This window comes from Faecalibacter macacae (assembly GCF_003687725.1).
GTDB lineage: Bacteria > Bacteroidota > Bacteroidia > Flavobacteriales > Weeksellaceae > Empedobacter > Empedobacter macacae.
In genome coordinates this window covers 138,957-164,626 of the sequence record NZ_RDOJ01000004.1, presented here as the reverse complement: position 1 = coordinate 164,626, position 25,670 = coordinate 138,957, and the positions used below count along the sequence as shown (strand labels likewise).

The window sequence follows — 25,670 nt, the reverse complement described above, 5'->3', positions numbered from 1 at the left end:
ATATTTAATATAAATTTTATATAGTATAAATAAAACTACAAAAATTAAAACAATAGTTAAAGCTTGAAAAAGTAGTTCAATGTATTTTGGGTGTATAAAAAGTAAATTCATAATATTAGTAAGTTAAATAGTGATAGAAATTATTCAAATAAATATATTAATTTATCACTATATCAATTAAATTTTATTTTCATTCATTTTTATAATTTTTTAGTAACTATCTTTTTAAACATTATCAGCTAACACTCATGCTGGCGAAATTAAATTCTATTAATTATACAATCAAAGGAGATATTTGTCAAAATGTCTCTTTTTTTCGTTTTAAAACGACAAAAAGTCAGCATAACTAATTAATTTTCAGTTTGGAATTTAATTTGATTAATTAACCTCAAACAAACAAATCAACGAACAAAATAAAGAAAAAATGGATTTTAATCAGTTTACAATAAAAGGACGCGAAGCGATTCAGTCTGCACAACAAATTGCAGCTGGAAATCAAAATCAAGCAATCGAACCAAGCCATATTTTAAGCGGAATGTTCGACGTTGATGAAAACGTTATTTCATTATTATTAGAACAACAAGGTGCAAACCTTAATTATATCAAAATGGAATTGGATGCTGAAATTAAAAAGTATCCAAAAGTCCAAGGTCAACAAACGAATCATCTTTCAAATAGTGCAAATTCTGTTTTACAATCTGCGCAACAAATCGCAAAGGAAATGCAAGATGATTTCATTACGTTAGAGCACATTTTATTAGGAATTTTAAAGAATGTATCACCTACAAGTCAACTTCTAAAAGATCAAGGTGTAACATTCGAGAACACTAAAAATTTAACTTTAGAATTGAGAAAAGGAGAAAGAGTAACATCAGAAAATGCCGAAGGAACTTACAATTCCTTAAACAAATACGCGAAGAACTTAACTGAATTAGCCAAAGAAGGAAAATTAGATCCTGTAATTGGTCGTGATGAAGAAATTAGACGTGTATTACAAATTTTATCGCGAAGAACTAAAAATAATCCAATTTTAATTGGTGAACCAGGTGTTGGTAAAACAGCTATTGCTGAAGGTATTTCGCACCGAATCATTAATGGAGATGTTCCTGAAAATCTATTAAACAAACAAATCTTCTCATTAGATATGGGAGCTTTGGTTGCTGGAGCAAAATACAAAGGTGAATTCGAGGAAAGATTAAAAGCAGTTGTGAAAGAAGTAACTTCTTCTAACGGAGAAATTATCTTATTCATCGACGAAATTCACACCTTAGTTGGTGCCGGAGGTGGCGGTGAAGGTGCCATGGATGCAGCAAATATTTTAAAACCTGCACTAGCTCGTGGCGAATTACGTTCAATCGGAGCTACAACTTTAAATGAGTATCAAAAATATTTTGAAAAAGATAAAGCGTTGGAACGTCGTTTCCAAAAAGTAATGGTCGAAGAACCAGATGAAGAATCTGCAATTTCTATCTTACGTGGGATTAAAGATAAATATGAACAGCATCACAAAATCGGAATCAAAGATGAGGCGATTATTGCAGCTGTAAAATTATCTACACGCTATATTTCAGATCGTTTCTTACCAGATAAAGCAATCGATTTAATGGATGAAGCTGCTTCTAAGTTGAGAATGGAAATGAATTCTAAACCTGAAGAGTTAGATAAATTAGACCGTAAAATTGTTCAATTAGAAATCGAAATCGAAGCAATAAAACGTGAAGATGATGAGAAAAAACTGAATCTTTTAAGAGAAGAATTATCAAATCTTCAGGACGAAAGAAATCAATTCAGTGCGAAATGGCAAGACGAAAAAAATAAAGCCGATGAAGTTCAGGATTTACGCAAGATTATAGAAAATATAAAATTCGAAATCGAAAAAGCAAAGCGTGAATACGATTATGCAAAAGCATCTAAATTAGAATTTGAAGATTTAGTGAATGCAAAAAATGCTTTAGAATATGCTGAACAAAAATTAGAAGAAAATAAGCACAACAAATTGGTAAAAGAGTTTGTTGATGCAGATGATATCGCAGAAGTTGTATCGAGATGGACGGGAGTTCCGGCTCAGAAAATGATGCAATCAGAACGCGAAAAATTATTACACTTAGAAGACGAATTACACAAACGTGTACTTGGACAAGAAGAAGCGATTACTGCAGTTGCAGATTCTATTCGCCGTTCTCGTGCAGGATTAAGTGACGAAGGAAAACCTATCGGTTCATTCTTATTTTTAGGATCTACGGGTGTTGGTAAAACTGAACTAGCAAAAGCATTAGCCGAATTCTTATTCGATGATGAAAATGCTATGACGCGTATCGACATGTCCGAATATCAAGAACGTCACGCAGTTTCTCGTTTAGTTGGAGCACCTCCGGGCTACGTTGGTTACGACGAAGGTGGGCAATTAACAGAAGCGGTTCGTCGTCGTCCATATTCGGTGATTTTATTAGATGAGATAGAGAAAGCGCATCCAGATGTTTTCAACATTTTGTTACAAGTTTTAGATGATGGACGTTTAACAGACAATAAAGGTCGTGTAGTCAACTTTAAGAATACGATTATCATTATGACTTCTAATTTTGGATCGCATACGATATTAGAGAAGTTTGCTGATATTGATGAAAACAATGTTGCAGAAGTTTATGACGATACAAAAGCTGAAGTTTTTGATGAATTAAAACTAAACTTCCGCCCAGAGTTCTTAAATCGTATTGATGAAATTATCTTATTCCGTCCGTTAAGCCAAAATCAAATTGGTGGAATTGTAGGAATCTATTTAAATGCAGTTGCAAAAAAATTAGCGCAACGCGATATTACATTAGATATTACGCCAGAAGCATCAGCTTACTTAGCGCATAAAGGATATGATCCTCAATTTGGAGCAAGACCATTAAAACGAGTGATTCAGCAAGATATATTAAACGAATTATCAAAAGAAATTCTGAAAGGAAACATTAATGATAACGATGCAGTCTTAATCGATTACTTGGAAGAAAAACCAGGAACTAACAAATTAGTTTTTAGAACGAATGCTTAACATATAATCCAATTATGAAGTCGATTTCATATTAAATATTTTAGTTAATTGTGAATCCCGTCACGTGTGACGGGATTTTTTTATCTTTATGAAAATCAATCGCTATGAAAAGAATCTTCAAATACATCCTAAAATCAATTGGTTTATTGTTTTGCATCCTTTTATTATATCTTTTAGCAGTAATCATATTACCATTAATCCCTGTAAATAAAACAACCTCATCATCAGATGATTGGGTAGAAATATACATCCTAACAAATGGAATGCATACTGATATCGTCGTTCCTGTTGAAACAGATGTGATTAATTGGTCAGAAATCATCCCGTTTGATGATACAAAAGCGAAACAACCGATGAAGTATATTGCGTTTGGATGGGGAGACAAAGGTTTCTATTTAGATACACCAGAATGGAAAGATTTAAAGTTCTCAACAGCTTTTAAAGCTGCTTTTTGGTTAGGAGATTCTGCAATGCATACTACATTTTACAATTCAATATCAGAAAGTGAAGATTGTAAAAAAATGACCATCAGTAAAAATGAATATATTAAGATGGTTAATTACATTAAAAACTCATTTGAATTTGGTACCATCGGTAAAGTACAACTTATACCAACAGAAATGGTGTACGGAGATAATGACTCTTTTTACGAAGCAAGAGGAACGTACAATATTTTTTTTACGTGTAATGCATGGGCTAGTGATGCTTTAAAAGAAGCAAAACAGACCGCTCCGCTATGGACAGCAACTCAACAAGGGATTTTTTATCATTACAAATAAAAAAAGTTTAAAATTTTTCTAATTCATTTTCAATTAGTTGCCCTATTTAAGCGACTTTCAGTTAAAAAAAAGTTTTAAAAAGATTTGGAGATATAAAAATTCGCTCTATATTTGCAACACAATATCGATAACGATACTCCTCCTTAGCTCAGTTGGTTAGAGCATCTGACTGTTAATCAGAGGGTCCTTGGTTCGAGCCCAAGAGGAGGAGCAAAAAAGACATTCAAATTTTGAATGTCTTTTTTTTTGGCTATATTTTAACAAACTTCACACAACCATTGGCACTCCTTTTTCATCTTATTAGTATAATTCAAAATCTAAAAAATGAAAAAGATCTTATTATTTAGTATATTATCATTCAGTTCAATAACAAGTTTTGCACAGATGAAAGAAGATATCAAAATGTTTCCTAAACCAGAAAATGGTCAAGTTCAAAAAGTAATTCGTGTTGAACCTCGTGAAAACGAAAATGATTACATGGTTGAAATTTTTGTGGGTAAAAAAACAACTGTAGACGCTTGTAACAACCATTTTTTATTAGGTAAAGTTGAAGCCAAAGATCTACAAGGTTGGGGATATACGTATTACGATTTCACATCTGATGGAAATATCGCGGGAACTTTAAAAGCTTGTATAGATAATAAACAAGTTGAAAAAGTAGTTTATGCACAATCGGAAAAATTAAGATACAATAGCAGATTACCAATCGTAATTTACACGCCAGAAGGATATGAAGTAAATTACAGAATATGGTCTGCATCTACAGAAGTTAAAACAGCCGAATAACGATATTAAATAAAAAAGTACAACTTAGTAAGTTGTACTTTTTTATTTTTAATGAAAGAATAATTGAGTTACTGTATAAATTATCAATCCTACTATTCCACCTACTATTGTTCCGTTAATTCTAATAAATTGTAGATCTTTACCAACTTCTAATTCTAATTTATCACTTAATTCTTTTCCTTCCCAATCTCCTACTGTTTTACTAATTAAAGTTTCAACTTCTGTTACATTTCGTAAAATCATTCGGTAAAGAAAATGACGAATCCATCCATTTATTTTAAGAATCATATCCTCATTTTCATTCAAATTTTGTGATAGTTTCTCTATGTTTTTCTTAATATATTTCTGTAAAGTAGAATCGTCTTGATCAAAACTTTCAGTTAAATTCATTTTCAAAGATTGCCATAAATCCGAAGCATACTCTTCAATACGATCTGTTGTGACAAATTCATCTCGCATCGAATTAATTCTCTCTTCCCAATATGGATCTGTCTTCGCTTTTTCGGCAATTTTAAGTAATGAATCTTGTATATTTTTTCGAATCGGATGTTCTTTGTCTTCTTCTATCTCTTCAATAAAACTAATCACTCCACTTACAACTCCTTTCGATATTTTTTTCCCTGCAAAAAAAGAAATCACAGGATGTTTTTCATTAATTTTATCTTCGATTAAAACATCACTTTCTTCTATATATGCTTTTGCTTTTGGCAAAATAACATCTAAAATTTCACTGTGTTTATCTTTTTCAACCAAATATGTTACCGCAGTTGAGGCTAAATCTTTTAAATCAAATTGTTTAATAATCTCATCACCTTTATCGGATAAAAAATCTACAACTTCTTTGTCGTCTAAGTCTTTTATAATCTTTTTTACAAAACCTATAATCTCTTCTTGTAAAACCTCTTGATTTGATTTCTTATGCAACCATTCTGCTACAAATTTCACCACATCTAGTTTTTCTATATAGGGACGAATGTTAGACGGAGTTAAAAAATTATTTGTTACAAAACTGCCTAAGTTATCACCGATTGAATTTTTACTTTGTTCAATCAAATTAGTATGCGGAATTTTTAATCCCAAAGGATAACTAAATAATGCGGTAACTGCGAACCAATCAGCCAAAGCCCCAACCATTGCGGCTTCTGAGAAAGCTTCTACGTAACCAATCCATTTATCTTCAGACTTTGTACCTAAATAAACCATGACAGCATAAACGATCGCCATCAATACAAATAATCCTGTTGCTATGGTTTTATGTTTTCTAAGACTTTGTTTTTTTTGTTCTTCAGTCATTTGATCAAATTGTATTATAAATTTCGCAAAAATTTAGCCAATAAAAAAGCGATGTCAAACATCGCTTTAAAATCGAATAATTTGGAATTAATTTCGTCCTTTTAATACTAATATTGCAAAATTTGCACTTGTTAATAATTGTCGGCTGTGACTTTCTGTAAATAATCTTTGAAAAGGATTTAATTCACGATACAACATACCTAAAACATCTATATGATACATCTCGCAATAATCTAATAATGCAGTTTCTACATCTTTACTTTTAAGCACTGCAACTTTAGCTTCTGGATAATTTACTTCCAATTCACGCTTATTCATAATCATATCAATCGACATTGCCTTCTTCTCTACATGGACAATATCTAACGTTGAATTATGTTTTTTAGCAAAGCCTATCATTTTTTCAATTGCAGGTTTTTCTTTTGGATCGAACATTGATGCATAAGCAAACTTTCGATTTTCTTGAAAAACAACATTATGAGGAACTGCCAGAACCGGAATTGGCGAATTATTAATAACGGCTAAAGTTTGAGATCCGAAGAATTTTTGTCCAAAACTATTTTCTCCATTTGTACCCATTACGATATAATCGATATTTTCTTTTTGTACAATATCAAGTACAGTAATTAATAAGTCTCCGATTTCTAAAGAACTTTTAATTTTTACATCTTCTAATTCGTTGTCTTTGGCAATTGCCAGTAATTCATTCACCTTAATCTCAAACTCATCTTCTTGCATGTTTAAGTATTCTTTTAGATGAGTTTTTAGCGTAATCATTCTGATGTCCGCGTTGATTGCTTTCGCAAGGTTTAATGCATAAATAAATGCATTGTTAGCTGTGTTAGAAAAATCTGTTGGGAATAATATTGTAGCCATAAGGTTTTGTTTTAGAATGGTTTTTATCTCTATCTAAAATTACAAATTTTCAGAATTTAAAGCACAAAAAAAGCGTTGAAATATCAACGCTTAACTATTATTTAAAATGATTATTTAATAACCAAAACGACGTAAATCATTTTCTTTTTTACGCCAATCTTTTTTCACCTTTACAAACAGCTTTAAGAAAACCTTTTTATCAAAGAATTTTTCTAATTCTTCTCTGGCTTCTTTCCCTACTTTTGATAAAGATTCACCTTTATGCCCAATGATAATTCCTTTTTGAGAATCACGTTCAACAAAAATTTCAGCATCAATAGAAATTAAATTCATTTCTTCTTTGAAACGCTCTGTTACAACTTCAACAGAATAAGGAATCTCTTTTGTATAGTTTAATAAAATTTTCTCACGAATTACCTCATTCACAATAAAACGTTCCGAGCGATCTGTTAATTGCTCTTCTGGATAATATTGAGGTCCTTCTGGTAACATCTCTTTAATTTTATTCACTAACATATCAACATTTACATTTTCTTTTGCAGAAATAGGTAAAATTTGTGCATTAGGTAATAATTCGTGCCAATACTCAACAGCTTCATTCAGACGATCAGGCGTAGCTGTATCAATTTTATTTAATAATAAAATAATTGGAGTTGATGTTTTTTGAAGACGAGTAAATACTTCTTCATTTTTCAAACGTTTTTCTCCGATTTCTACAACATAAAGAATCACATCAGCATCAACCAAAGATTCGTTTACTGCTTCCATCATTTTTGCTTGCAATTCGTACGCAGGATCTAAAACTCCTGGAGTATCAGAAAATACAATCTGATAATCTTCCGTAGTTAAAATTCCTTTAATACGATGACGCGTAGTTTGTGCCTTGTGTGTTGCAATAACTAAACGCTCTTTCATCATTAAATTCATTAACGTTGATTTTCCTACGTTAGGATTACCAATGATGTTAACAAAACCGGATTTAAATTTCTTTTCGTCTGACATGGTGCAAAATTACGAAATTCAGATGAATATATTAGAATAAATAAATCTTGGTCAACTTTTTGAATACATATACACCACAGTGAAAACTCAAAATTAGACGGAAAATTTTTATTAAAATTTTAATGACTTTTGTTAGTTTTTTATTTACCGAATTTGTACATTCGGTAACGTGTGAAAGAACAAATATAATAAACCAAAAAAAGAGAGAACGATGATTAAAGCTGAATTAATTGAGAAGGAAGAAGTTCAAAACTATAAATTCTTAGATGCGCCAATAGATGAAGTTCACGTACAGAAAGAAAAATTGATAGGAGCTGTACGATTAGGAAATGAGTTTAAATCAAAAGCATATATTACTTTCCAAACAGATCAAGGACCAAAGAAAATTGAGACAACTGTTTGGACAGTTACTGAAAAATATTTACAAATTAAAAATGGCATATTAATCCCATTAACTTCATTAATAGATATTCAATATTAAAAAAAAAGAGCCGACTTAATTATTAAGTCGGCTCTTTTTTTTAACTCGTTGTTAGTAATCTCTTTACTTCTTTACGAATTGCTGCTTTGTCGTTATTTTCAGGGAATTCTCCTAAAAAATACGTTTGCTTAGGGACTTCATGTTCTTTTAAACCGTCAGTTAGATAACTAAATTCTTCCATATAACGTCTTTCAACAATCAAAGTAACCACATCTTGTCCTGTTCCTTTTTCTGGAAAATTTATTACTACAAATCGCGTATCGATAAAAGGCTTTAAAACTTCTTCGATATGATCAAAATTTATAATTGTATTACTATCATCATCTAAATATTCTCCAGATGTCAGCCATCTAAAAGTATTATCTTCATTAATTATAACTGCTTTTTGAGTATTAATTTGCTCTTGAAAATTAGGTGAATCTACAAGTAATTGTCCGTCATTTGATTGACTAATATTTACATTACCAATGAGTGAATAATTTTCTTCATTTAATCTTCTTACAGCAATCGGAAATGATTTTACACTAAAAACCTCGTAGACTGTTTGCTGCTGATTGTTATTAAATAACAATTCTTTAGTTTCATCTTTAATTCCATTAGTTTCAACAGCAATTTTTTCTATTCGATGCAGTACATCTTCCGATTGTTGTACTTGCGCCTCGGTTAAATATACATAATTCAATCCCCAGTGAATAGAATTTTGATCTTGTCCAGTGTACGGAATTTTAATATCATTCGTTGGCTCAACACAATACGCTTCCATTTTTCCTTCAATCGCTTGTGCTAATGCAATAACACCATCTTTCATAGTAATCGAATTTGCAATCAAAGTCGTATCTCCTTGCTCAACATTCGTGTATTTATTCAATTCTTTAACTGTGTTCTGAATATTTTCACGTTTCATTGCAATCGTAAAGATATTTTCACCTTGCATTTCATTGATTTTAATTTCGCTGTGTTGTTCTTGATATTTCCTCAAAAAATTTAAAATATCAATCTGCCATTCCATAGCTTTATTCTCATCAATAGATGCAATAATTTCATTAATTGTCTGATTATTAAAGTCTAATTTCATGTTGGTTGATTTTATGATTTGATTTAAAACTTCAATAATCCTACCAAAAAGCTCTTTATCATATAGTTGTAATATTCATTTTACATGAAAATTTGAAAATATATCTGTCGATATTTTTTATATTAGCGTTATGAATCACAAAACAAATTTTTCGAATCTTAGATTTGAAAGAAGATTAAGTTCAGTTCAACCAGAAATGGAAGAATTTGAATTAGATAGTTTACAAGTAAAAAACAATTATACTTTTGACGATATAAAAAATCTAAAACAAACAGATTTTTTACCAGGAGTTGCACCTTTTTTAAGAGGTCCGTACAGTACAATGTATGTTCGTCAACCTTGGACAATTCGTCAATATGCTGGTTTTTCGACTGCCGAAGAATCAAATGCTTTTTATAAAAGAAACTTAGCTGCTGGTCAAAAAGGACTTTCAGTTGCCTTCGATTTAGCAACACACCGTGGATATGATTCGGATCACGAACGTGTAGTTGGCGATGTAGGTAAAGCTGGTGTTGCTATTGATTCTGTTGAAGATATGAAGATTTTATTTAATGAAATTCCATTAGATAAAATATCAGTTTCTATGACAATGAACGGAGCTGTTTTACCAATCTTAGCATTTTATATTGTTGCTGCAGAAGAACAAGGTGTTACACAAGAGCAATTATCAGGTACAATTCAAAACGATATTTTAAAGGAATTTATGGTACGTAATACGTACATCTATCCTCCTACGCCATCGATGAAAATCATTGCAGATATCTTTGAATATACTTCTAAAAATATTCCACGTTTCAATTCTATCTCTATTTCTGGTTACCATATGCAAGAAGCAGGTGCTACGCCAGTTTTAGAAATGGCTTACACTTTAGCTGATGGATACGAATATGTAAAAACTGGTTTAGAAGCTGGATTAAAAGTAGACGATTTCGCTCCACGTTTATCATTCTTTTGGGCAATTGGAATGAATTTTACGCAAGAAATTGCAAAAATGCGTGCTGCACGTATGCTTTGGGCTAAATTGATGCAAGAATTCGAACCAAAAAATAAAAAATCATTAATGTTACGTACGCACTGTCAAACTTCTGGATGGAGTTTAACAGAGCAAGAACCTTACAATAATATTGGTCGTACAGCAATTGAGGCTTTAGCTGCTGCTTTAGGTGGAACACAATCGTTACACACAAATGCCTTAGACGAGGCTATTGCTTTACCAACAGATTTCTCGGCTCGTATTGCACGTAATACACAGATTATTTTACAAGAAGAAACTCAAATTTGCCGAACTGCCGATCCAATGGGTGGAAGTTTTATGATTGAAGCTTTAACTAATGAGATGGCAAATCAAGCTTGGGAATATATCCAAGAAGTACGTGAATTAGGCGGAATGACTAAGGCCATTGAAGCTGGAATTCCCAAAATGCGCATTGAAGAAGCTGCTGCTAAAAAGCAAGCTAAAATTGATTCTGGTGAAGATGCAATTATTGGTGTTAATGCTTATCAATCTAAATTAGATCAACAAGAATTCGATATTTTAGATATTGATAATACAGCAGTTCGTCAAAAACAAATTGATCGATTAGAGCAAATTCGCGAGACACGTGATCAAGTTAAAGTTGAAGAAATCTTAGCTCAAATTACTGAAGCTGCTAAATCTGGAAACGGAAACTTATTAGAATTATCTATTGAAGCAGCTCGTCGTCGAGTAACTTTAGGAGAAATTTCTGATGCTTTAGAAGCAATTTACGGAAGACACAAAGCGATTACAAGAGGAATACAAGGAGTTTATGCTATGGATGCAGGAAAAATGGAAAGCTTTGAAACAGCAAGAAAATTAGCAGATGAATTTGCTGAATTAGAAGGTCGACGCCCTCGTATTATGGTTGCAAAAATGGGACAAGATGGACACGATCGTGGAGCAAAAGTTGTAGCAACATCTTATGCAGATATGGGATTTGATGTGGATATTGCACCATTATTCCAAACACCTGCCGAAGTTGCAAAACAAGCCATTGAAAATGATGTTCATATTCTGGGAGTATCTTCTTTAGCAGCTGGGCACAAAACTTTGGTTCCAGAAGTAGTTAAAGAATTAAAAACTTTAGGACGCGAAGATGTATATATTGTAGTTGGAGGAGTTATTCCAAGACAAGACTATGATTTCCTTTTAGCTAACGGAGCTCATTCTATTTTTGGACCAGGAACTAACTTAGCAGAATCCGCTATTGAAGTTTTAGAAAATTTAATTAAAGAATATAAATAATAATAAACTGATTGATTCCTGTTAATTCCTTTTGATTAGCAGGAATTAATCTTTAATTTTACAGAAGCAAAAATCAGAACATGAACAGATCTCTACGATTAACCTTAAAAACTACCTTTATCCTTATTATTGTATGGTTTATCAGTTATTTCGTTTTTGGGGAACACATTAGTTTAGAGTTTTCTGATTATCGTTTTGCTCAAATATTCCCTAAAATTTTAACGTTCGCTACTGGTGCAAGTATTTACTTCTTATTTATGCTTAGCATCAAAAAAGCAGATGGTTGGAACATAAAAAATATCTTAAAATTTGTATTTGGAATCATCATCGGAATCATTCCATTCTTTCTTTTTAAGTATTATTCTTCTGTCGGAAATTGTCAAAATTGGGAAGTAACTAAAAAAGTAAAATCTACTTTATACGAATCCGTTTCATCTTCTTCTGAAACTATAAAATCTATCGAAACTTATTGTTTAGAAATGGATCTAAGAGAAGAAAAAACATATAGAGTAATGGCAATTACACCATTATTTAATACAATTTCTCCTATTGATACTTTAAAAATCAATGAGACAAGCTGGAAAAAAGTTACGAAGTAATTAAACTTTAGGTAAGATTTTTGGTCTAAATAAATAGACTATAAAATCAATTTATGCCAAAGATACTCTCGTTTCTACTTTTTACTTTATTTACATCTTATGCTTTTGCACAAGATAAAATCAGTTTAAAAGGAAAAATCCAAGATCAAATCCAACTTCCTTTAGTTGATGCGTCAATTATTATTGGTAATACTGCCGATTCTTTACAAATTGCTTCAACTTACAGTGATGAGAATGGAAATTTCAATATAGATATTCCCATTCAGGATAAACCTGTTTATGTTATCATCGAAGATCCTATTGAAGGAATTTACAAAAAAAGCTTCGAAAAATTAACTACGCCATATGATTTCGGAACAGTAGAATTAAGTATTCAACGTTACGAATTAAAAGAAGTTTTATTAACTGTTGATCCTGTAGTTGTTAAAAATGATACTATTGAATACAATGCAAGTTCTTATGCCGTAAAACCAAATGCAAATTTAGAAGCACTTTTACGCGAATTGCCAGGTGTTGATGTTGATGATGATGGAAAAATTACTGTAAACGGTAAAGAAGTTAACGAAATTTTGATTGATGGTGAACCATTTTTTGGTACAGATGGCAAAGTTGCTTTAGAAAATATTCCGGCTGATATCATCAAAAAAGTACAAGTTTCGGACTTCAAAACTCGTAATGAAAAATTCTCTGGAGAACGTTCTCGCTCAGATAAATCTTCGATCAATGTAACTTTGAAAGAAGACAAAAAACAAGGCTACATGGCTGAAGCTACAGTTGGTTACGGAACGGACAATCGTTACGAAGCAAATCTGATGGCAAATTATTTTAAAGGAAATAAAAAGTTCAGTTTAATTGGTTCTTCTAACGATATTGCAAGCACAGGATTATCAAACGGCGCAGGATCATTTGGGCGTGGTCGAATGGGACGTCGTGGTGGAAATGGTATAACAAACAGTTCGAATATCGGATTTAATTACAACGATAAATTAAACGAAAAACTTTCTGTTGGTGCTAATTACAACTTCAATCATACCTACAATAAAAACGAAAATTACACGCGTCAAGAGAATTTATTACCAGATAATATTTATACGACTGAATCTAATTCGTTATCAAAATCAGAAAATTTTGCACATAATTTTGGAGGAACTTTAGAATGGAATAACAACTTGACTAAAATATTTTTTGCTCCAAAATATACGCACACTGTAAACAATGCTTCAACATTAAGCGATAGCAAATCGATTGATGAAAATGGGCAATTACGAAATGAAAGTTTAGCAAATAATAGAAACGAATCAAAATCGGATAATATTGGTTCGGAAATAACTTTATACCAAGGTTTCAAAGACAAATCATACCTTAATGCAACGGCAGATTTATCTTTCGCTCAATCAAAACAGAATAACAGAATTAACTCGAGTACTGTTTTCTATAACAGCAATAATCCTGATGATATTCGTAATCAATTAGAGAATAATAATTCGAAGAATAACAACTTTAATTTTGATCTGAATTATACACGACCAATCAGTGATTCTTTAAAACTTGCAGTTGGTTCTCGATACAATTATAACTTTATCGAAAACGATGAAATTACGTGGGATTATGATGAAATAACAGGACAATTTGTAACTCAAAACGATTTATTTACACGTTTTACAGAAACAAATCTGAACAAAATTACACCGTATGCTGAATTACAATTAACGAAAAATAAAATTTCGGGTACGTTAAAAGCAGGTACAGATTTTTACAATCAAAGAAACTTTGGTTTATACAGAGGTGATAATTATAACCTAACTGTACAAGAGACTTTACCGATGATTGAAGCTAATATTCGATACAAATTAGACAATAATAATTTGTCTTTCAATTACCGTTACAATACAAGTTTAGCCTCTACAAATCAATTATTAGCCATTGAAAATTTATCAAATCCTTTAAATATTTTCGTGGGTAATCCTGATTTAGATCCAAATCGTGCGCACCGTTTATCATTAAATTTCTCGAATTTTGATCGTAAAACAAAGCAAGGATTTAATGTTAACTTAGGATATAATTACAATGAATCTAGCATTGTTAATTATTCTTCGGTTGATGAAAACTTAATTACACGTTCGACTTACACGAATATTGAAGGTAATTATAACGTAAATGCTGGTTTCTTTTATAGCAAACAATTAAGTAAAGCTGGAAACAAATTAAACCTTAATGCTGGTGTACAAACAAGCTATGCGAGACAACAAGCTTACAGAAACTCTAGATTATACACAGCATACAACTCAAGTATTTCACCAAACGTACGATTAACATATAAATGGAACGAATATTTAACCTTATCGCCATCGTATAATTTAAGATTCTCAAACTCGAATTATGAAAATTACACAATTGATCAACAATCAAACACAGTTCATAATTTTAGTTTAAGAACAATAACAACTTGGCCTAAAAATTTAACTTGGACAAACGAATTTTCTTACAACAACAATTCAAGAATGGCAGCTGGTTTCAAAAGAGATTTCTTCTTATGGAATATGCAAATGATGTATTCTTTCTTCAATAATAAATTAGAAGCCGGAGTTAAAGTATATGATTTATTAAACCAAAATAACAGTTATACAAGAACAATTTCTGATGAATATATTCGTGATGAAAGAAACAGTATTTTAACTCGTTTCGTGATGTTCTCAGTTACGTTTAACTTGAATCAATTTGGCGGAAAATCAAACAACAATCAAAACTTCGACCAACCTCGCGGTGGAGGAATGAGAAATCAAAGAGGATTTTAATTCGAAATATATAACTAAGAAAGCCACTCGATCGAGTGGCTTTTTTTATGCTTTTTTCTTTTTATAAAGTGGAACTGTACTACACGCCTCGCCAAACATAATAGAATTGGCAACAGGTTGTAATTTTTCTACTAACTGAATGTAAGCCGAATCTGGAACCGGTTTTTTAGAACATCCTTTTACGATAATACGTCCATCTACATACTCATCTGTCGGTAATGCATTAATTATTTCTGTATATAAAATCTGATCCAAATCTTGCAAACTTCCATGAATTACACGCTTTGCAATTGGCTGCAAATAAGTCGCAACTAATATATATGCCCACGACGGAACAATGGCATCAGCCGTATTTGTCATTGCAACATATTTCCCTTCGTATTGCGACCAATCGTGGTCTTTTAAATTCTGACGGAAGTCTTTTTCTCTCAAAATTAACTCCTCGTAAAGCCAATCTTTTAAATCAAAAACAACACGAGGACCTTCTGGATAAAAATCCTCTAAATCCAAATTGATTAAGCCACTATTGGCAATTTTATTTATTATTTCGTCTGACATTTTGTTCAAATTTGATTACGTAAAATTACAAATATTAATCAACATCTTGGATCTCGAAATTAGTGTTTCGATAATAACTAAATTCTTATTTGTAATTAATTATCTTTGTATCTAAGAAAAATATATTCCTTTGAAATATTATATCATTGCAGGTGAAGCTTCGGGCGATTTACACGCTTCGAACTTAATGAAAGAAATCAAAATCAAAGACCCAAACGCTGAATTTCGTTGTTGGGGTGGCGATTTAATGGAAGCTCAAGGAGGTGAAATTGTTAAACATTATCGCGATTTAGCTTTTATGGGATTTGCAGAAGTGATTATGAATCTTCGTACAATCACAAAAAACCTTTCATTCTGTAAAAAAGATATACAAGCGTATCAACCTGATTGTGTAATTATGGTTGATTATCCAGGCTTCAACTTACAAGTTGCGCCTTTTATCAAGTCTTTAGGAATTAAAATTTACTATTATATTTCTCCTCAGATTTGGGCTTGGAAAACTGGACGTGTACACAAAATCAAAAAATTAGTTGATAAGATGTTCGTTATTCTTCCATTCGAAGAAGAATTTTACCAACGTTACGATTATAAAGTAGATTTTGTAGGAAATCCATTATTAGATTCTTTGAATAATTTACCTAAGGTGAATAAAGAAGAAATTAAGGCTAAATATGGATTAGATGATCGACCGATTATTGCGGTTTTACCAGGAAGTAGAACGCAAGAAATTAAGGTTAAATTACCTTTGATGTTATCGGTAGAAAAAGATTTTTCGGACTTTCAGTTTGTTGTTGCAGGCGCGCCTTCACAACCAACTGAAAATTACAAAACCATCGCTGGAAATGATTTAAGAATTGTTGAAAACAGAACCTACGATTTACTACGAATTTCTCATGCTGCCTTGGTTACATCAGGAACTGCTACTTTAGAAACAGCTTTATTAAAAGTACCAGAAGTTGTTTGTTATAAAGGAAATGCGTTGTCTTACGAAATAGGAAAACGTGTCGTTAAAAATATTCGATTTATCTCTTTAGTGAATTTGATTATGGATCGTGAAGTGGTAAAAGAATTGATTCAATACGATTTAACGTACGAAACGATCAAACACGAATTGAATTTAATTTTAAATACACCTAAACGTGATCAAATCTTAAAAGATTACGAAGAATTGTATCACAAACTTGGTGGTGTTGGCGCTTCGGAACGAACTGCTAAATTAATTACAGACGATTTAAACTCTAAATAATATCAATCCTCTTACTTCTTGTAAGGGGATTTTTTCATGTCTAAATGTTAAAATTTAAATACTTACGCAACCTTTTCAATTTTATACATCTTATCTTTAAATAACTTTAAAAAAATTATGACTATGAAGATGACAAAATTATTCAGCTACTTATTAGCTTTAGTATTTGTTGGTTTAACAACAATCAGCTGTTTAGATGACGACTCAAACGAACCTTTCTACACTTATGGTTTTATACCAGCTACTGCAATTGATGTCAACTTAGATTCAATTCAACCTGTATCACAAACAACAAATGTAAAAGTAACATTTAATTTAGCGGGAAGCTGTCAAGAATTCGTAGAATTCAGAAGAATTTTACCAGCTGAAGTAAATGAACTTAAGGTAGGAATATTTGGATCACAAGAGAATAACGTTAGTTGTACTAATGATATTCGTCCAACAGTAAAAACATTAAAATTTACTCCAACTACTTCTGGTGAACAAACAATTAGAGTTTGGGCTGGTAAAGATCCAGGAGGTGCAGATATTTACATCTCAAAAACAATTACAATTCCAGCAGAATAAAATACGTTTATATAAGTTTTGGGAAACCCAATAGAAAAAATTGTACTGCTATGCAAAAAAAAGGATAGGAAGGCACAAGAACTACTATACAGTCAGTTCTCTCCTATTCTTTTTTCTATTTGTCTACGTTATTCAGACAACTACGAAGATGCGCAGGATACTTTTCAGGAGGGTTTCATCTTAATTTTTAATAAGATTGATCAATACAATTTTGAAGGTTCATTTGAAGGTTGGATGAAGAAAATTATGGTTAATCTTTCGTTAGAAAAATACCGCAAAAAACTTAAGTTTTTAAACGATGAAGTAGATCAAATTCCTGATATAACCGATATAGAAGATAACGACGAATTTGATTATGAATACGATGAAATTCTAACCATCATTCAGACTCTACCCACCCAATACCGACAGGTTTTTAATCTTTATGTTATTGAAGATTATTCGCATCAAGAGATTGCAGAATTACTCAAAATTTCTGTAGGCACATCTAAATCTAATCTCTCACGTGCACGAAGTATTTTAAAACAAAAATTACATCATCTAAAATCTCCAGTAGTAAATGAACAAATTCGATCAGCATATTAAAAAGAAACTCTCTCAACAACAAGCCCCACCACTTGATGCATGGAAAAACATTGAAGAAAAATTAGACGATAAGAAGAAAAAAAGAGCTGTTCCTTTTATCTTTTGGATTTCTTCTTCTGCCGCATGTATTGGAATTGCGAGTGTTTTTTACTTTTTAAACACAAAAGAAATAAACACCATTGATAATAATATAGTTAAAACAAAAACTATTGATAAATCATCACAAAAAAATAATATAATTTCTAAATCGAATACCCTATTTAAACCTGAGTCAACAGATACTAACAATGTTATTAACATTGTTAACAACACAAATAAATACTACAAATCAAATAGTTACACTCAATCAAATGATGATAACTTAGATCATAATACAGATATAATCTTTATTGAAGCTGAAAATAACATTTCTTTTTCTTCAATTCAATTACTTGATGAAAACAATAAATCAACACAAAATCAACAAGTTGAAGATAAACAGCATTTAACAGAGCAATATATCGCTAAAAATCAAACTGTTAAAAAAGAGGAAGTTATTGATGAGAAATCTATCGAAGAAATTATAAAAGAGGATGAAGAAAAAGTAAAAATTGAACCTAAACTTGATCCACAAATGAAGTTTGCAGTTTCTACTTTTGTTTCACCTACGATATTTTTTAAAGATGAATCTATACTTTCTAATTCATTTGATTCACACGAAATCGAAAATAAAATATCGATGGCTTATGGTGCTAAAATTGCTTACCAAGTAAACGATAAACTGAAAGTAAGAACTGGAATTTCTAAATTAGATTTTGATCAAAATACAAAAGATATTGTAACATCAAGGATTTCGACAACTCAAAATTCGTCTATAGAGCCGTTATCATCAGCTGTTAAATTGAATAAAAATAATATTAAATACAACGGGAATTTGCAAGTATTACCGAATCATGAAGCTTATCCGATTTCATTTTACGCTACGGAGGAAAATATAATGAATCAAAAAGTAGAATTCGTTGAAATTCCTTTAGAGATAGAATATCGATTAATAAATAATTCTCGTTTCAACTTCTCTGTTATTGGAGGTGGTAGCTATATGATTTTAACAAAAAATGATATTTATATTGACAATAATACATTTGGTAGAAATAAACTTGGAAAAGCTGAAAACTTAAATGATTTTAGTTATTCGGCTAATGCGAGTTTAAAATTTGAGTATTTACTTTCGCAGAAAGCAGGAATTAATCTTGAACCAAATTATAAATTTCTAATCAATCCTTTAAAAGATTTTTCAAATAAAGACAATTCTTTACTCGGAATTGGACTTGGATTTTCCTATAAATTTTAAATAATAAAGGCGAAGATTATTCTTCGCCTTTATTGTTATTTAACTCAATAATGATGTTATTATTCTGTTTAGTTGCGTATACTTTTGCTTCTTCAAAAGTAGGTTCTCGTAGGAAAGGTTCTGAATCTCCAGAGTAACCATAAGGCTCCTTACGAACACCAAGAAAACTCCTATCTAACGTTTTATTTCCGTTAGTATCTACAAATACTTTTACCGCATAATATGTTTCTTCAATGTTTTTAAAAGTTGTCTCATACTGATTCAAATCTTTTATCGGAACATATAATTTCTTAAATGCGTTTTGTCCTTTCGTATAATTTTCTACATTTCTATAGAACTCGATAGACAAATTTCCTTCAACTGATCTAAGGTTTTTAATTGTAAGTTTTACATCTGTTTGAGCCATAGATAACTGCGAAACAAACAATGTAATAAACAATAAAAAATTCTTCATATACATTTAATTTTAAATAAATGAATTTCAAATAGTTAAAACCTATTATTAGAGATTCATTTTGTAAATTATTAGCATGAAAAAATACTTATTTTCATATCTAGTAATTTGTTTTAGTCTAGGAATTTACTTTTCTGAAAATTTAATTCCTGCTGCAAATTTACGAATTTATTTTATCATTCTTTTCTTTTGCTTGTTTTTCAGCCAATTAATCAATAGCACAATATTAAAAACTTTAGGATTTTGTATTCAATTTATGATTGTAGGATTTCTTATCAATACGACTAACAAAACCACTCATACAAACACTTTCGAATTAGATGAGACAGCTAAAGTCTATCAAGTAATTTTAGATAATAAATACAAAACAACTCACAAATACTATAAATTTAAAACGAAAAATTTAACAAATAATCACACTGGTTTAATTCATATTCCTATAGATTCAACTAACTATTATCCAAAAGATACTTTGATTATTTATGGTAAAACTTACCCATTAACAACGCCTAAAAATCCTTATCAATTTGATTATTCTGCCTATTTAAATCGTCAAAATATTGATCATATGATTTATGCAGAACACGTTTTAAAACACAGTTCTAATCATAATCATTGGAAAAAGTTTACCGTAAAATCGAAAGATAATATCAGAGAAAAGATGAAAGAATTTGGCTATTCGACCGAAACAAGATCTATCATTTCCTCTATGCTTTTGGGTGATAGAAGCGAAATTACACAAGAGTTAAACGATAGTTATGTAGCAACAGGAGTTGTTCATATCTTATCCATTTCTGGACTACATGTCGTGATGATTTATATAATCTTACAATACATTTTAAAGCCAATTTTATGGTTGAAAAACGGAAAATATATACGAATAATCTTATCATTAATCATAATTTGGATCTTCGCTTTTTATGTAGATATGCAACCTCCGGTATTTCGTTCAGCATTAATGATATCTATTTATTACATATCAGAATTAATTAAACGACCAAAAAATATCTATCATACAATTGCGTTAAGTGCATTTATAATCTTAATATTTCAGCCTCAATATTTGTTTGATGTTGGATTTCAATTGAGCTTTTCTGCTGTATTTTTTATCGTTTGGTTGAATCCAATTTACAAGAAAATCTATCAACCAAAACATAAAATTAGTCGATATTTTTACGATTTATCTACTACAAGTATTAGTGCTCAATTAGGCACAATGCCTTTTGCAACTTACTATTTCAATCAATTTTCGGGGTTGTTTTTATTAGGAAATTTAGTCCTTATACCGGCTTCATTTTTCATGATTGTAGGTTCAATAATTGCCATTTTATTACTTAGTTTAGATGTCAATTTTTCATTATTTACTACCATTTTTAACTTCTATATCGAGGCGTGTAACTCATATATTAAATGGCTCTCAAATTTTGATTCATTTGTCTTAAAACAACTTTATATTAGTTCATTAACTGCTATCTTAATCTTAGTTATTTTACATCAATTAAGACCGCTTGTTCTCAAGAATTCAAAGATTTCCATTTTACTGATTTTGGGTTCTATATTGCTTATTCAAGCTTATCGATTTGTAGATTTAAATCGAATTAGAAAAAGTAAAGAAATCGTAATTTTTCAGCAATTTAAAGAGAGTTTAATCGGTGTTAGAAATGGACAAAATCTAAAGATTTTTAGTTCCGAAAACTTGGATTCAAGTCTAACAAAACAATATACAATTCGTCCTTTTGAAGTTCGAAATCGAATTATAAATACAGAATATTTTCATATTGATTCGGCTATCATTCATCCTGAATTGTATAAATCAAAATCGATTTTAAGAATAGAAAACATGTCCTTTTTTGTAGGTCAAGATTTGAATCAAATTCCAGAAAAAACAGATTATATTTTAGTTAGAAATTCAAGTTTTAAACCCGAAAATTTGGATAAATTACCCCAAATAAAAAGGGTAATTGCTGATGGAAGCAACTACCCTAGTTATGTTTTAGAATTAGAATCTATCTTGAAAACAGAATCCGATTCTTTATTATTTAAAACCTCTGAACAAGGTTATTTTCAGATTAAATTTTAATATCAGAACCAAAATCTGAAGGAGAACGATAACCAAATATTAGTTTTTCTGCATTTCCTTTGTTATCCATAATTACTGTAGCTGGGTAACTTAATCTTCCGTTTGTCATTACATAAGCCAAATAATTAGCTTTTGCAGCAGAAATATATGTAAAATTAATACCTAAAAACGATACCATTTCTTTTGTTTCTGCATTAAATTTAACCGGAATGTAGTTCTCATTTACATATTTTGCAACTGTTGGATCAACGAAAGTTTCTTTATCTAACTTTTTACAGTAACCACACCAAGACGTATAGATATTGAAAAGAATAGGCTTTTCTGGATTAGCATTACTCACTTTAGTAGCCTCATCCAAAGACAACCATTTTATCTCTTGTGCTAACGAAAAAGAAGATAAAAAGATAGTTAATACAGTGATTAAAATTCTCATATTAGTTCTATTAAAATTATTTAACTCCGTGCATTAATTTCTTCATTACTGGATTTAAACCAATAACGATTACACCTGCTACAATTGGTACAATTGTAAAAATTAAGAAGAATGTTGATAATGAATATGCTTCTGTAATTTTCTCAATTTGTCCTCCAATAATTGCTGCTAATTTATTACCAATTGCAATTGCTAAATACCACATACCGAACATGAATGCAATCATACGCGCTGGTACTAATTTAGAAACGTAAGATAAACCTACTGGTGATAAACATAACTCTCCTAATGTGTGGAATAGGTACGCTAAAATTAACCAAATCATTGACACTTTAACTCCTTCTTGAATTCCGTGAGATCCGAAAGCTAATAAACCGAAACCGATTGCCATAATGATTAAACCTAATCCGTATTTTACAGCTGCTGGTGGATTTAATTTAGAATCCCAAATCTTAGAAACAGATGATGCAAAAGCAATGATAAAGAATGAATTTAAGATAGAGAACCAAGATACTGTAATCTCAGAAGACTCTGCAGTAAACTCGCGGTATAACATCCATAATGCAATCCCCCATATACCAATGAAACAAATCATTTGAACAATATTCGTTAATGGTGCTTTGCCAAACGTTTGTTTGGTTAACATCGCTACTACATAAGTAATAATTGCTAATGGGATAATTGTTAAACCAGCATTTACGATATTGAAAATTGTTAACGAAGTTCCTTCTAATGTTCTATCTACATTATCACGAGCAAAAATAACTAATGATGATGCTCCTTGTTCAAAAGACATCCAGAAGAAGATTACGAAGAAAGCGAAAATAATTACTGCAATCATACGATCACGAACGATTTTCGTATAACGAGTTAAACGTGAAATTACAACGAATAAGAATAAAATTAAAGCTAATAAAATAGCGAAATCTTGCCCTTTTAATGGTCCAACTTCAAAGTTGAATAAGTTCATGTTACCCACTTTAGATAATGGATCATTAAATGCATATCCTAAACCTAAAACTGTCATTACTCCAATTAACACTTTGTCAATCATTGTAAATGGATTTGGTTTATCATTTGGATCCATTGATTCTTTAGCTGCTTTAGCTATTGCTTCTTTTTGTTCTGCAGTTGGAGGATCTCCAATTGTTCCAAAAATTGGTTTAGCAAACCAGAATTGTAAAGTTCCTAATAACATAAAGATACCAGCTAAACCGAATCCCCAGTGCCATCCAACTTTTTCGGCTAAATAACCACATAACATCATACCAAAGAACGCTCCTGCATTAACCCCCATGTAGAAGATTGTAAATGCACCATCCTTTTTCTCTGGATATTTCTTATACATTTCTGATAAAATAGACGTCATATTTGGTTTAAAGAAACCTGTCCCAATTACTAAACAGGCTAAACCAATGTACATAAAAATATGTCCATCTAAAGCCATCGAAGCGTGACCTAATGTCATAATTAAAGCTCCGATTACAACTGCCCATCTATATCCAATGTATTTATCGGCAATGATACCTCCAAAGATTGGTGTGATGTATAATAACATCGCGTAAGTACCATATAAAGCACCTGCTTGCTCAGCATTCCAACCCCAACCAGAGAACGGACTACCATTAATGATAGCTGATGTTAAAAAGTTAATTAATAATACACGCATCCCATAAAAAGAGAAACGCTCCCACATCTCTGTAAAGAAAAGGACAAATAACCCAGAAGGGTGTCCTAATACTTTCGAGTCGAAAAAGTCTTGTTCTTTAACCGCTCTCATTTTGTTTGTTTTATATTTATTTTTCGTTTTTATTATTTTACGTCTTGCATTAGTTTTCTAACCAATGGCGAGATAGCAATTAAAATCACACCTGCTACAATAGCATATAATGCAATGTCTTTATACCCTTCTGTATAAGACATTAATTTGTCTAAATTAGTTCCTCCTTCAACAACAGAATTCGACATATTAGAACCAATTATTCCGGCAACATATTGTCCATAAGCCGAAGCTAAAAACCACATTCCCATCATTACTCCTTGTAAATTATCAGTTGATAATTTCGTCATAATTGATAATCCAATAGGCGATAAACAAAGCTCTCCAAATGTAATAACTAATAACGCTAATGTAAAGAAGTCTAATGAAGTCATACCAGCTGCATCAGCAAATAATCTGGTTCCGAATAACACGTAATAACCTAATCCTAAAAAGATAAATCCTAAACCGAATTTGATTACTGTATTAGGATTTAACTTACGTTTTGCTAACCAAATCCATAACGCTCCGAATACAGGTGCTAGGAAAATAATGAATAATGCTCCACCTGAATTATTAACTCCATTAGGATCTAAATTAAAACCTAATAAGCTTGAATGAAGGTTGTTTGCTGCGAAAATAGTTAATGAACCTCCTGCTTGTTCGTAGATTCCCCAGAATAAAATAGAGAAGAATATAAATACTAAAGCTGCATATAATTTTTTACGTTCAGCGTTAGTAACTTTCGTCATTTCGTAGAATAAATACAATAATGTTAATGGTCCGATTGTATACATGAAGTAATCTGTATAATCTGTGTTCTGAACCATTGCCATGATTAACGGAATTGATAATAAAGACCCACCATATACAGCAATTTCTTTCCATAATGGCTTCTTAACTGATTCTCCATTTGCATTTACATCTTCTGGTTGTAAACCAATTGGACCTAAATTTTTCTTCGTGAAATGGAAGTTAATTAAACTCACCAACATCACAAAAGCAGCTAATCCAAAAGCAACATTCCAACGATGTGCAACATCGATAATATCACTAAAAATATGCCCTTTCCCTATTGCGATACACAAGTAACCACCAATAAAAGCACCAATGTTAATTCCTGCATAGAATAAAGAAAATCCAGCATCTGTTCTTTCGTCCCCTTTCTTATACAACTCACCTACCATTGTTGAGATATTTGGCTTAAAGAAACCTGTACCAACAACCGTAAAAGCAATTCCTAAGAAAAAGAGTGAATGTGGATCTGCAGAAAGTAAAATACTTCCTAAAATCATTAAAGAACCTCCCCAAAATAGTGATTTCCTGAATCCTAATATTTTATCAGCGAATAATCCTCCAACAAAAGTAAAAGCGTATACAAAAGCCTGTATCGCTGCGTATTGTAGCTGAGATTGTCCTTCTCCAAATTTTAATTGATCAATCATGAAGAAAACCAACATTCCTCGCATTCCGTAAAAACAGAAGCGTTCCCACATTTCAGAAAAGAAAAGACTCCAAATTTGCTTTGGATATTTTCCTTTAAAATTCTGAATTTCCTCTAAAGTTAATTGTTGACTCATTTGAATAAAATTAGCTAACAAATTTTTAAGATTTTGTTAGCAATCAACGAAAATAAAAAAAACCTCTGATAAAGCAGAGGTTTTTTTTATTT

Annotated in this window: 21 protein-coding genes and 1 tRNA gene; 13 read left to right on the top strand and 9 right to left on the bottom strand. The window is 31.1% G+C overall.

Annotation, left to right across the window (positions count from 1 at the left end):
- Positions 1-424 precede the first annotated feature (424 nt).
- The 4 genes from clpB to eco all read left to right on the top strand — a co-directional run bounded on the left by clpB (position 425) and on the right by eco (position 4,602).
- A complete protein-coding gene (gene clpB, locus EAH69_RS04580) occupies positions 425-3,037 on the top strand; it encodes an ATP-dependent chaperone ClpB (protein ID WP_121934008.1) in 2,613 nt (870 codons plus the stop codon).
- A 104-nt stretch (positions 3,038-3,141) separates the two neighbouring features.
- Positions 3,142-3,816 carry a TIGR02117 family protein gene (locus EAH69_RS04575; RefSeq protein ID WP_121934007.1) on the top strand — a complete coding sequence of 225 codons (675 nt, stop codon included), beginning with the start codon at positions 3,142-3,144 and terminating at the stop codon, positions 3,814-3,816.
- A gap of 137 nt (positions 3,817-3,953) precedes the next feature.
- Positions 3,954-4,027: transfer RNA gene (locus tag EAH69_RS04570), tRNA-Asn, on the top strand.
- 113 nt (positions 4,028-4,140) lie between these two features.
- On the top strand, positions 4,141-4,602 hold the full coding sequence (eco, locus tag EAH69_RS04565) for a serine protease inhibitor ecotin (protein WP_121934006.1): 462 nt from the start codon (positions 4,141-4,143) through the stop codon (positions 4,600-4,602).
- Positions 4,603-4,650: 48 nt separating this feature from the next.
- On the opposite strand, the gene EAH69_RS04560 is transcribed toward eco, so the two are convergent.
- The 3 genes from EAH69_RS04560 to era form a co-directional block, all read right to left on the bottom strand.
- Positions 4,651-5,895, bottom strand: a complete 1,245-nt coding sequence (locus tag EAH69_RS04560; RefSeq protein WP_121934005.1) for a DUF445 domain-containing protein — start codon at positions 5,893-5,895, stop codon at positions 4,651-4,653.
- 87 nt (positions 5,896-5,982) lie between these two features.
- On the bottom strand, positions 5,983-6,771 hold the full coding sequence (locus tag EAH69_RS04555) for a universal stress protein (RefSeq protein ID WP_121934004.1): 789 nt from the start codon (positions 6,769-6,771) through the stop codon (positions 5,983-5,985).
- Between the two features lie 114 nt (positions 6,772-6,885).
- Complete coding sequence (era, locus tag EAH69_RS04550; protein WP_121934003.1) at positions 6,886-7,773, bottom strand: GTPase Era; 888 nt, start codon at positions 7,771-7,773, stop codon at positions 6,886-6,888.
- 211 nt (positions 7,774-7,984) lie between these two features.
- On the opposite strand from era, the gene EAH69_RS04545 reads away from it, so the two are divergent.
- Complete coding sequence (locus EAH69_RS04545) at positions 7,985-8,254, top strand: hypothetical protein (protein WP_121934002.1); 270 nt, start codon at positions 7,985-7,987, stop codon at positions 8,252-8,254.
- Positions 8,255-8,294: 40 nt separating this feature from the next.
- Here EAH69_RS04545 and EAH69_RS04540 read toward each other — a convergent pair whose 3' ends face one another.
- Complete coding sequence (locus EAH69_RS04540; protein ID WP_121934001.1) at positions 8,295-9,329, bottom strand: acyl-CoA synthetase family protein; 1,035 nt, start codon at positions 9,327-9,329, stop codon at positions 8,295-8,297.
- Between the two features lie 130 nt (positions 9,330-9,459).
- Between EAH69_RS04540 and scpA the strand changes: the two genes are divergently transcribed.
- The 3 genes from scpA (at position 9,460) to EAH69_RS04525 (ending at position 14,986) form a co-directional block, all read left to right on the top strand.
- Positions 9,460-11,592, top strand: a complete 2,133-nt coding sequence (gene scpA / locus EAH69_RS04535; RefSeq protein ID WP_121934000.1) for a methylmalonyl-CoA mutase — start codon at positions 9,460-9,462, stop codon at positions 11,590-11,592.
- Between the two features lie 80 nt (positions 11,593-11,672).
- Positions 11,673-12,191, top strand: coding sequence for a hypothetical protein (locus tag EAH69_RS04530; RefSeq protein ID WP_121933999.1), 519 nt, complete (start codon positions 11,673-11,675; stop codon positions 12,189-12,191).
- Between the two features lie 53 nt (positions 12,192-12,244).
- Positions 12,245-14,986 carry an outer membrane beta-barrel protein gene (locus EAH69_RS04525; protein WP_121933998.1) on the top strand — a complete coding sequence of 914 codons (2,742 nt, stop codon included), beginning with the start codon at positions 12,245-12,247 and terminating at the stop codon, positions 14,984-14,986.
- Positions 14,987-15,031: 45 nt separating this feature from the next.
- On the opposite strand, the gene EAH69_RS04520 is transcribed toward EAH69_RS04525, so the two are convergent.
- Positions 15,032-15,544 carry a DUF2480 family protein gene (locus EAH69_RS04520; protein ID WP_121933997.1) on the bottom strand — a complete coding sequence of 171 codons (513 nt, stop codon included), beginning with the start codon at positions 15,542-15,544 and terminating at the stop codon, positions 15,032-15,034.
- A gap of 130 nt (positions 15,545-15,674) precedes the next feature.
- On the opposite strand from EAH69_RS04520, the gene lpxB reads away from it, so the two are divergent.
- From lpxB to EAH69_RS04500, 4 genes are all read left to right on the top strand, one after another.
- Complete coding sequence (gene lpxB, locus EAH69_RS04515; protein ID WP_121933996.1) at positions 15,675-16,790, top strand: lipid-A-disaccharide synthase; 1,116 nt, start codon at positions 15,675-15,677, stop codon at positions 16,788-16,790.
- Positions 16,791-16,913: 123 nt separating this feature from the next.
- Positions 16,914-17,357, top strand: a complete 444-nt coding sequence (locus EAH69_RS04510) for a hypothetical protein (RefSeq protein ID WP_147439086.1) — start codon at positions 16,914-16,916, stop codon at positions 17,355-17,357.
- A gap of 18 nt (positions 17,358-17,375) precedes the next feature.
- Complete coding sequence (locus EAH69_RS04505; protein ID WP_121933994.1) at positions 17,376-17,942, top strand: RNA polymerase sigma factor; 567 nt, start codon at positions 17,376-17,378, stop codon at positions 17,940-17,942.
- The gene (locus EAH69_RS04500) at positions 17,917-19,272 is read left to right on the top strand and encodes a hypothetical protein (RefSeq protein ID WP_121933993.1); all 1,356 of its coding nucleotides are present in this window, start codon (positions 17,917-17,919) and stop codon (positions 19,270-19,272) included. Before EAH69_RS04505 ends, EAH69_RS04500 begins: the two co-directional genes overlap by 26 nt.
- Before the next feature lie 16 nt (positions 19,273-19,288).
- Here the strand turns inward: EAH69_RS04500 and EAH69_RS04495 are convergent, their stop codons facing one another.
- On the bottom strand, positions 19,289-19,726 hold the full coding sequence (locus EAH69_RS04495) for a DUF2141 domain-containing protein (protein WP_230466703.1): 438 nt from the start codon (positions 19,724-19,726) through the stop codon (positions 19,289-19,291).
- Positions 19,727-19,802: 76 nt separating this feature from the next.
- Between EAH69_RS04495 and EAH69_RS04490 the strand changes: the two genes are divergently transcribed.
- Positions 19,803-21,806, top strand: a complete 2,004-nt coding sequence (locus EAH69_RS04490) for a ComEC/Rec2 family competence protein (RefSeq protein ID WP_121933992.1) — start codon at positions 19,803-19,805, stop codon at positions 21,804-21,806.
- Here the strand turns inward: EAH69_RS04490 and EAH69_RS04485 are convergent.
- Genes EAH69_RS04485 through EAH69_RS04475 form a run of 3 tightly spaced genes read right to left on the bottom strand, consistent with a single transcriptional unit; the run spans position 21,796 to position 25,578 of the window.
- The gene (locus EAH69_RS04485) at positions 21,796-22,239 is read right to left on the bottom strand and encodes a thioredoxin family protein (protein WP_121933991.1); all 444 of its coding nucleotides are present in this window, start codon (positions 22,237-22,239) and stop codon (positions 21,796-21,798) included. The two genes, EAH69_RS04490 and EAH69_RS04485, sit on opposite strands and share 11 nt — an antisense overlap.
- A gap of 16 nt (positions 22,240-22,255) precedes the next feature.
- Positions 22,256-24,019 (bottom strand): peptide MFS transporter, encoded by a 1,764-nt coding sequence (locus EAH69_RS04480; protein ID WP_121933990.1) that lies wholly within the window; start codon positions 24,017-24,019, stop codon positions 22,256-22,258.
- A gap of 32 nt (positions 24,020-24,051) precedes the next feature.
- Positions 24,052-25,578 carry a peptide MFS transporter gene (locus EAH69_RS04475; protein WP_121933989.1) on the bottom strand — a complete coding sequence of 509 codons (1,527 nt, stop codon included), beginning with the start codon at positions 25,576-25,578 and terminating at the stop codon, positions 24,052-24,054.
- Between the last annotated feature and the right edge of the window lie 92 nt (positions 25,579-25,670).

What these genes read in the sequence shown, in the direction of transcription:
- EAH69_RS04510 (WP_147439086.1), top strand. Translation starts at nt 16,914, where the DNA reads ATGAAGATGACAAAATTATTCAGCTACTTATTAGCTTTAGTATTTGTT.
- EAH69_RS04485 (WP_121933991.1), bottom strand. Translation starts at nt 22,239, where the DNA reads ATGAGAATTTTAATCACTGTATTAACTATCTTTTTATCTTCTTTTTCG.
- era (WP_121934003.1), bottom strand. Translation starts at nt 7,773, where the DNA reads ATGTCAGACGAAAAGAAATTTAAATCCGGTTTTGTTAACATCATTGGT.
- EAH69_RS04545 (WP_121934002.1), top strand. Translation starts at nt 7,985, where the DNA reads ATGATTAAAGCTGAATTAATTGAGAAGGAAGAAGTTCAAAACTATAAA.
- EAH69_RS04560 (WP_121934005.1), bottom strand. Translation starts at nt 5,895, where the DNA reads ATGACTGAAGAACAAAAAAAACAAAGTCTTAGAAAACATAAAACCATA.
- eco (WP_121934006.1), top strand. Translation starts at nt 4,141, where the DNA reads ATGAAAAAGATCTTATTATTTAGTATATTATCATTCAGTTCAATAACA.
- EAH69_RS04490 (WP_121933992.1), top strand. Translation starts at nt 19,803, where the DNA reads ATGAAAAAATACTTATTTTCATATCTAGTAATTTGTTTTAGTCTAGGA.
- EAH69_RS04555 (WP_121934004.1), bottom strand. Translation starts at nt 6,771, where the DNA reads ATGGCTACAATATTATTCCCAACAGATTTTTCTAACACAGCTAACAAT.
- EAH69_RS04475 (WP_121933989.1), bottom strand. Translation starts at nt 25,578, where the DNA reads ATGAGTCAACAATTAACTTTAGAGGAAATTCAGAATTTTAAAGGAAAA.
- EAH69_RS04495 (WP_230466703.1), bottom strand. Translation starts at nt 19,726, where the DNA reads ATGAAGAATTTTTTATTGTTTATTACATTGTTTGTTTCGCAGTTATCT.
- EAH69_RS04500 (WP_121933993.1), top strand. Translation starts at nt 17,917, where the DNA reads ATGAACAAATTCGATCAGCATATTAAAAAGAAACTCTCTCAACAACAA.
- EAH69_RS04540 (WP_121934001.1), bottom strand. Translation starts at nt 9,329, where the DNA reads ATGAAATTAGACTTTAATAATCAGACAATTAATGAAATTATTGCATCT.
- EAH69_RS04480 (WP_121933990.1), bottom strand. Translation starts at nt 24,019, where the DNA reads ATGAGAGCGGTTAAAGAACAAGACTTTTTCGACTCGAAAGTATTAGGA.
- EAH69_RS04530 (WP_121933999.1), top strand. Translation starts at nt 11,673, where the DNA reads ATGAACAGATCTCTACGATTAACCTTAAAAACTACCTTTATCCTTATT.
- EAH69_RS04525 (WP_121933998.1), top strand. Translation starts at nt 12,245, where the DNA reads ATGCCAAAGATACTCTCGTTTCTACTTTTTACTTTATTTACATCTTAT.
- EAH69_RS04575 (WP_121934007.1), top strand. Translation starts at nt 3,142, where the DNA reads ATGAAAAGAATCTTCAAATACATCCTAAAATCAATTGGTTTATTGTTT.
- EAH69_RS04520 (WP_121933997.1), bottom strand. Translation starts at nt 15,544, where the DNA reads ATGTCAGACGAAATAATAAATAAAATTGCCAATAGTGGCTTAATCAAT.
- clpB (WP_121934008.1), top strand. Translation starts at nt 425, where the DNA reads ATGGATTTTAATCAGTTTACAATAAAAGGACGCGAAGCGATTCAGTCT.
- scpA (WP_121934000.1), top strand. Translation starts at nt 9,460, where the DNA reads ATGAATCACAAAACAAATTTTTCGAATCTTAGATTTGAAAGAAGATTA.